The 6,599-nt window shown below is 62.3% G+C and carries 5 protein-coding genes, 1 pseudogene and 1 CRISPR repeat array; of the genes and pseudogenes, 4 read left to right on the top strand and 2 right to left on the bottom strand.

Translation table 11 applies throughout. The features are described from left to right. Positions 1-131 (top strand): annotated as a pseudogene (locus J1777_RS12080) (IS481 family transposase); the annotation flags it as partial. Between the two features lies 1 nt (position 132). Then, positions 133-820: direct repeats of the CRISPR family, unit length 28 nt; unit sequence GTTCACTGCCGAATAGGCAGCTCAGAAA. A gap of 60 nt (positions 821-880) precedes the next feature. Here the strand turns inward: J1777_RS12080 and J1777_RS12075 are convergent. Then, on the bottom strand, positions 881-1,435 hold the full coding sequence (locus tag J1777_RS12075; protein WP_207575947.1) for a metal-dependent hydrolase: 555 nt from the start codon (positions 1,433-1,435) through the stop codon (positions 881-883). A gap of 58 nt (positions 1,436-1,493) precedes the next feature. Further along, positions 1,494-2,702 carry a tryptophan synthase subunit beta gene (gene trpB / locus J1777_RS12070; protein WP_207575946.1) on the bottom strand — a complete coding sequence of 403 codons (1,209 nt, stop codon included), beginning with the start codon at positions 2,700-2,702 and terminating at the stop codon, positions 1,494-1,496. 267 nt (positions 2,703-2,969) lie between these two features. Here trpB and J1777_RS12065 point away from each other — a divergent pair, with 267 nt between their 5' ends. The 3 genes from J1777_RS12065 to J1777_RS12055 are packed head-to-tail and all read left to right on the top strand — an operon-like array spanning position 2,970 to position 6,584. Further along, positions 2,970-4,196, top strand: coding sequence for a 3-methyl-2-oxobutanoate dehydrogenase (2-methylpropanoyl-transferring) subunit alpha (locus J1777_RS12065; RefSeq protein ID WP_207575945.1), 1,227 nt, complete (start codon positions 2,970-2,972; stop codon positions 4,194-4,196). A 12-nt stretch (positions 4,197-4,208) separates the two neighbouring features. Beyond that, positions 4,209-5,258, top strand: coding sequence for an alpha-ketoacid dehydrogenase subunit beta (locus J1777_RS12060; RefSeq protein ID WP_479723410.1), 1,050 nt, complete (start codon positions 4,209-4,211; stop codon positions 5,256-5,258). Between the two features lie 3 nt (positions 5,259-5,261). Continuing rightward, positions 5,262-6,584: a dihydrolipoamide acetyltransferase family protein gene (locus tag J1777_RS12055; RefSeq protein WP_207575943.1), complete on the top strand. Its 1,323-nt coding sequence runs from the start codon at positions 5,262-5,264 to the stop codon at positions 6,582-6,584. Positions 6,585-6,599: the final 15 nt, after the last annotated feature.

Genomic DNA, 6,599 nt, shown 5'->3' with positions numbered 1-6,599 from the left:
TGTACAACCACCAACTGCCCCAGTCAGCATTGCACAGCAAAACACCTATGCAGGCCATGAAACAGTGGCATCAAACTCACCCTGAGTTGTTCAATAAGCGACCATATGATCGTCCGGGATGCAACAATTAAAGTTCACTGCCGAATAGGCAGCTCAGAAACGCAACTGCTGCGGCGCTACTTTGATCTTTGGGTTCACTGCCGAATAGGCAGCTCAGAAAAATCAGCGATTCGTTGCCGTCCAAGAAGTTTTGTTCACTGCCGAATAGGCAGCTCAGAAAATGAAAAATAACAACCGCGCCTTGCGAGGCATGTTCACTGCCGAATAGGCAGCTCAGAAAACAACGCGGCATTCCACGCGGCGAACGTGTGCGTTCACTGCCGAATAGGCAGCTCAGAAAATCAAACCCGAGTTCGGCACACTGCCCCCGTCGTTCACTGCCGAATAGGCAGCTCAGAAATCTGAATAGCGGCCAACACGTGTAGGCAATGCGTTCACTGCCGAATAGGCAGCTCAGAAACAGGCCCGCCCGCCCGCGATGTTTTCTGAACAGTTCACTGCCGAATAGGCAGCTCAGAAAAGGTCAAACATGGCCTTGAGGCCGCGCGACCAGTTCACTGCCGAATAGGCAGCTCAGAAATGGCACCTGCCCGCAAGCGGCAACACCGTGGAGTTCACTGCCGAATAGGCAGCTCAGAAAAGGTCGAGGGCCACCAGGTCGAGGGCCACTAGGTTCACTGCCGAATAGGCAGCTCAGAAAACCTCGGCCACCTCGCTGATGCTATCCAGCGCGTTCACTGCCGAATAGGCAGCTCAGAAAGCTGCAGCAAGTAGTTTGCCTCTACTTCTGCCGAAGGAATAGACCCTCAAGGCGCAGGCCTTACGTGCTGAGCTGTTGCCACAGGGCCAGTGCGTCGTGCAGCGCCCAGGGCGCAAAGCGCAGGATGAGCAGGTACAGCGTGCCCGTCCCGAAGGCGAAGAACAGCATGCGCTCAAACCAGCTGCCGGAGCGAAAGGTCAGCGGCAGGGAAAAGCGCTTCTTGAACGGCCACAACCACGGCACGCCGCCGTGGGTGGCGAAGTCGCCCAGCAGGTGGCTGAGGTAGCCCACCGCCACGCCCACACCGACCCAGTGCCAATGCCCGTGGTGGATCGCGTTCCACTGTGTCAGGGCTTGTTGCAATGCCCAGACTACGCCCACCACAGCCAGCAGGCTGTGGGTGATGCCCCGGTGCCCAAAGATGGCCGACAGGGGCAGCGATAGCAAAGGCAGGCGCCGCCCCAGCCAGCTTTTAGGGTGATCGATGTCGGGCAGCAGGGCACCAATCAGGGCCCCCAGTAGCAACCAAACGGTGGGCACTGGCGGCACCTGCAGCCAGGCGACGGCCCCGGCCCCGGAAAACAAACCGGCGGCCAAGTGGGTGGGCACCATCATGCGGCGGGTGGGCGCAAGCGCATGGGGAGGTGCACAGATGTCGGTGTGCGCACGGCGCTCACAGGCCCAGCTTTTTTGCGACGTAGTCGGCATCCTTGTCGCCACGGCCCGAGAGGTTCACCAAGATGTGGCAATCGGCGGGCAGCGTTGGGGCCACGCGCATGGCCCAGGCCACGGCGTGGGCGCTTTCCAGCGCGGGGATGATGCCTTCCACGCGCGATAGCTGCATGAAGGCGTTGAGCGTTTCCTGATCGTCTGCTGTTTCGTACTGCACGCGGCCCAGGTCTTTCAGGTAGCTGTGCTGCGGGCCAATGCCGGGGTAGTCCAGGCCCGAGGCGATGCTGTGCACGGCAGCGGGCTGGCCGTCGGCATCTTCCAGCACGTAGCACTTCATGCCGTGAATTTCGCCGGGCTGGCCCATGGTCAGGGTGGCGGCGTGGCGGCCCGGTTTGTCGGTGCCTTCGCCAGCGGGCTCCACCCCTACCAGCTTGACATGGGGGTCGTGCAAGAAGGCGGTGAACATGCCCATGGCATTGCTGCCCCCGCCCACGCAGGCGGCCACGTAATCGGGCAGGCGGCCATGCTTGGCCTGAAATTGCTCGCGGGCCTCGCGGCCAATGATGCTTTGAAAGTCGCGCACCATCATCGGGAAGGGGTGCGGGCCCACCACCGAGCCAATGGCGTAGATGTAGTCGGTGGGGTTGGAGAGGTATTCCTCAAATGCGCTGTCCACCGCTTCCTTGAGCGTGGCGGCACCGCGTGTTACGGGCACCAGCTTGCAGCCCAGGATGCGCATCTTGGTGACGTTGGGGTGTTCTTTCTCGATATCGACCTGGCCCATGTGGATTTCGCAGGGAATGCCCACCAGGGCGCAGGCCGTGGCCAGCGCCACACCGTGCTGGCCTGCGCCGGTTTCAGCGATCACCTTTTTCTTGCCCATGAATTTGGCCAGCAGCGCCTCGCCCAGGCAGTGATTAATTTTGTGCGCCCCGGTGTGGTTGAGGTCTTCGCGCTTGAGGTGGATTTGCGCTCCGCCCAGTTGCTGCGACAGGCGGCGGGCGTGAAAAATGGGGCTGGGGCGGCCCACATAGTCGGCAAACAGCTGGGCCAATTCATCCTGAAAGTCCTGCCGCTGGGTGATTTCGGCGTAGGCGGCGTTGATGGCATCCATGGCCTCTTTGAGGTGGGGCGGGACGAGCTGGCCGCCGTAGGGGCCAAAAAATCCCTGGGCATCGGGCATGGGGGCAAAAGAGGCGGGAGCGTTCATGGTGAGTCTCAAAGGCAAAGGGAAGACGAAAAGACAAAGGAAAGCCGTAAAGCGGACATTCTCCCTGTTTTTCCTACCATATTTTTGGAGTGCTCCAGGCCGTGCTTTTTGGCTTTTCAACCCAGGGGAAACCAGATAGCCATTAGCAGTGGTTTTTATTGACAATCATCGCCACTGGCGTGGCCAGTATTGCCAAAGTGCTGTGCCACAAGTACCGCGCTTTGGTGGCTATTCACACGCACGCAACCCGTGCAAGGAGATTACTCTATGACAGCGTTACGGCTGCACGTGCCCGAGCCTACCGGCCGGCCGGGCGGAAAAACCGATTTTTCCTACCTCATGGTCTCGCCCGCAGGCGCGGTGCGCAGGCCCCCCACAGACACCCCCGCTGCGCAAACCGCTGACCTGGCCACCAGCTTGGTGCGTGTTTTGGATGATGAGGGCAAGGCGCAAGGCCCTTGGGCCCCGGCCATCCACCCGGAGCGCCTGCGCCGGGGGCTCAAAGCCATGATGAAGACGCGCATCTTTGATGCCCGCATGGTGCTGGCCCAGCGGCAGAAAAAACTTTCTTTTTATATGCAGTGCCTGGGTGAGGAAGCCATTGCCGTGGCGCAGGCGGCCGCCTTGCAAGAGGGGGACATGCACTTTCCCACCTACCGCCAGCAGGGGCTGCTGCTCTCGCGCGACGACATCTCCATGGTCGAGCTGATGTGCCAGCTCATGAGCAACGTGCGCGATCCGAACAAGGGCCGCCAGTTGCCGGTGATGTATTCGTACAAGCGGGCCGGGTTTTTCTCCATCTCCGGCAACCTAGCCACCCAGGTGCCGCAAGCGGTGGGCTGGGCCATGGCCTCGGCCATCAAGGGCGATACCAAGATCGCCTCGGCTTGGATTGGCGACGGCTCCACGGCCGAATCGGACTTTCACACCGCGCTGACCTTTGCCCACGTGTACAAGGCCCCCGTGATCGTGAACGTGGTGAACAACCAGTGGGCGATTTCCAGCTTCCAGTCGATTGCCGGGGGCGAGGGCACCACCTTTGCCCAGCGCGGTGTGGGGGTGGGCATTGCCTCGCTGCGCGTCGATGGCAACGACTTTTTGGCCGTGTACGCCGCTTCGCAATGGGCCGCAGAGCGTGCCCGCAGCAACCATGGCCCCACCTTGATCGAGTGGGAAACCTACCGTGCCGGGCCGCATTCCACCTCGGACGACCCAAGCAAATACCGCCCGGCCGACGACTGGAAGCACTTCCCCCTGGGCGACCCGATCGAGCGCCTGAAACAACACCTCATCGTGATTGGCGAGTGGAGCGAGGAACAGCACGCACAGGCCCAGCAGGAGCTGGAAGCCGAAGTGCTGGCTGCGCAAAAAGAGGCCGAAAGCTACGGCAGCCTGCTCGATGGCCGCGTGCCCAGCGCCGCGACCATTTTTGACGATGTCTATAAAGAAATGCCGGAGCACCTGCGTCGGCAGCGCCAGCAGATGGGGGTGTAAGCCATGAGTGAAATGACCAGCAACGCCGCGCCGCAAGAGGCGCAGGCAGTTTCTTCCATGACCATGATCCAGGCGCTGCGCTCGGGTCTGGACGTGATGATGGCCAAGGACGACAACGTGATCGTCTATGGCGAGGACGTGGGCTACTTCGGCGGCGTGTTCCGCGTCACCGAAGGCTTGCAGAAAAAATACGGCAAAACGCGCTGCTTTGATGCGCCCATCTCAGAGGCCGGCATCGTCGGCACCGCCATTGGCATGGCCGCCTACGGCCTGCGCCCGGCCGTCGAGATCCAGTTTGCCGATTACGTGTACCCGGCGTACGACCAGATCGTCTCCGAGCTGGCCCGCTTGCGCCACCGTTCGGCGGGCGACTTTTTTGCCCCCATCACCATCCGCATGCCCTGCGGCGGCGGCATTTACGGCGGGCAAACGCACAGCCAAAGCCCCGAGGCGGTGTTCACCCATGTGAGCGGCCTGCGCACCGTCATGCCCAGCAACCCGATTGATGCCAAGGGAATGCTGATTGCCTCGATGGAGTGCGACGACCCGGTGATCTTCCTGGAGCCCAAGCGCCTGTACAACGGCCCCTTTGACGGCCACCACGACCGGCCGGTGCAGCCCTGGAACAAGCACGAGCTGGGCAAGGTGCCCGAAGGCTATTACACCGTGCCGCTGGACAAGGCGGCGATCTTTCGCCCCGGCAAGGCCGTCACCGTGCTGGCCTACGGCACCATGGTCTGGGTGGCCGAGTGCGCCGCGCGCGAAACCGGCATTGATGCCGAGGTGATTGACCTGCGCAGCCTGTGGCCGCTGGACCTGGACACCATCGTCGAATCGGTCAAAAAAACCGGCCGCTGTGTGGTCGTGCACGAGGCCACGCGCACCAGCGGCTTTGGTGCCGAGCTGGTGGCCCTGGTGCAAGAGCACTGCTTCTACCACCTGGAAGCGCCCATTGAGCGCGTGACGGGCTGGGACACCCCCTACCCGCACGCCCAAGAGTGGGCTTACTTTCCTGGCCCCGCCCGTGTGGGTGCGGCTTTGCAACGCGCAGTGGAGGCATAAAAAATGGGTATTTACGTTATTCGCGTGCCCGATATCGGCGAGGGCATTGCTGAGGTGGAACTGGTTGCCTGGCACGTCGCGCTGGGGGAGAGCGTCAAGGAAGACCAGCCCGTGGCCGATGTCATGACCGACAAGGCCAGCGTGGAAATTCCCTGCCATGTGCATGGCAAAGTGATTGCCCTGGGCGCGGCCGTGGGGCAGATGATTTCGGTCGGTGCCGAGTTGATCCGCCTGGAAGTCGAGGGCGAAGGCAACTTAAAAGACGATGCTGCACCGGCGGCATCTGCGGCTACAGCTACACAAATTGCAGCTGCTCCCGAAGAAAAATCAAAGCAATCAGACACAAAAGCATCTGAAAACATTGCAATACCAGCGGTACAAGCTCCCAAACAAGCATCTGCTCCGGCAGCCCGTCCTGCCGCCCGCGCCCCCGTGGCCCAAGCCCGCAAGGAAGGGGAGCGCCCGCTGGCTGCGCCCTCGGTGCGCCGCCGCGCCTTGGACATGGGGGTGGACTTGCGCCTGGTACACGGCAGCGGCCCGGCTGGGCAGATTTCCCACGCCGACCTGGAAGCCTTTGCCGCTGGCCAGGGCCCGGTGGTGGGGGGCAACCCGCAGTATGTTGAGCGCCACGGCGAGGAGGTGATTCCCGTCATCGGCCTGCGCCGCAAGATTGCGCAGAAGATGCAGGAGGCCAAGCGCCGCATCCCGCACTTCAGCTATGTGGAAGAAGTGGACGTGACCGAGCTGGAGCAGCTGCGCCAGCAGCTCAACAAAATCCACGGCGCTACGCGCGGCAAGCTCACGCTGCTGCCGTTTTTGGCCCGCGCCATGGTGCTGGCGCTGCGCCAGTTTCCGCAGATCAACGCCCGGTATGACGACGATGCCGGGGTGGTTACCCGCTACGAGGCCGTCCACCTGGGCATTGCCGCGCAAACCGACGGCGGCCTGATGGTACCCGTGCTGCGCCATGCCGAAAGCCTGGACCTGTGGGCCAGCGCCGCCGGCATTGCCCGCGTGGCCGAGGGGGCCAAAACCGGCAAGCTGGGCCGCGAGGAGCTGACCGGCTCGACCATCACCCTGACCAGCCTGGGGGCGCTGGGCGGCATCGTCAGCACCCCGGTGATCAACCATCCAGAGGTGGCCATCGTCGGTGTAAACCGCATGGTCGAGCGGCCCATGCTGAAAAACGGCCAGGTCGTGGCGCGGCAGCTGATGAATCTGTCCTCGTCCTTCGATCACCGCGTGGTCGATGGCATGGATGCGGCGCAATTCATCCAGGCCATCCGCGCCCTGCTGGAAACCCCGGCACTGCTGTTTGTCGATTAACCGGGAGAGGATAAA

The organism is Comamonas denitrificans, from assembly GCF_017368815.1.
GTDB classification, from domain to species: Bacteria; Pseudomonadota; Gammaproteobacteria; order Burkholderiales; family Burkholderiaceae_C; genus Comamonas; species Comamonas denitrificans.
Note: the sequence above shows the minus strand (reverse complement) of the source record. Positions and strands in the feature narration are given on the sequence as shown.